This window comes from Roseburia zhanii, assembly GCF_014287635.1.
Lineage (GTDB): Bacteria > Bacillota > Clostridia > Lachnospirales > Lachnospiraceae > Roseburia_B > Roseburia_B zhanii.
Genome location: NZ_JACOPH010000090.1, coordinates 1 through 647, shown reverse-complemented (window position 1 = coordinate 647; position 647 = coordinate 1). Strand labels below are relative to the sequence as shown.

Genomic DNA, 647 nt, shown 5'->3' with positions numbered 1-647 from the left:
TTGCTTCATAAGCATTAGACGCTTTTGACAACAGCCTTTCATTGTTCCACGACCGTAATAATCGGCTTCTTTCCTGTTCCTGCTTTGCAATCTTTTCATTCAACATTTCCTGCTGCTGTTTTTTAACCTGCGCCCGTTTTTCCAGATATTCTTCCAAAAGCTCTTTTTGTCTATCTTTCTTGTTGCTTGTCTTTTTATAAAAACTGTTTTGTGAACGAGCATAAAATTCCGATTGATTATTAACACCAGACCATGAATCGCCCCTATAATCTTTAGCAGTAGCTCCTACAGTGAGCACCATAGAAGCTTCCAACGGTGCAAAGGACGAAGTTAAGTCACGTTTAAGTGCTGATAATATCTTTTCCCTGTACTCCGGATCATCTTTCATATTCTTAAATGCTTCCTCTGATATGTTGATAGCCACATTGGTTATAGTTCTATTTCTGGGTATCTTATCAATTTCAGCATAAAATTCCTTTTTGAAAATCGCCATTTCTTCCGCTTCTGATAATTCCTTTGTATTGCCCGTTTCTCCCGTGCTGTTTACGCTCTTTGTACTTTTCGTTGTTGCAACATTGTTCTGATAATAACTCTGTCCTACTCCACTAATAGCCATTTTTAATCCTCCTTTATCAGCACTTTTTCAT

The 647-nt window shown here is 37.7% G+C and carries 1 protein-coding gene; it reads right to left on the bottom strand.

From position 1 onward, the window contains the following. Positions 1 to 616: hypothetical protein (locus tag H8S17_RS16310; RefSeq protein ID WP_186867909.1), on the bottom strand; the 616-nt coding region annotated here is incomplete at its 3' end. Positions 617 to 647 lie beyond the last annotated feature (31 nt).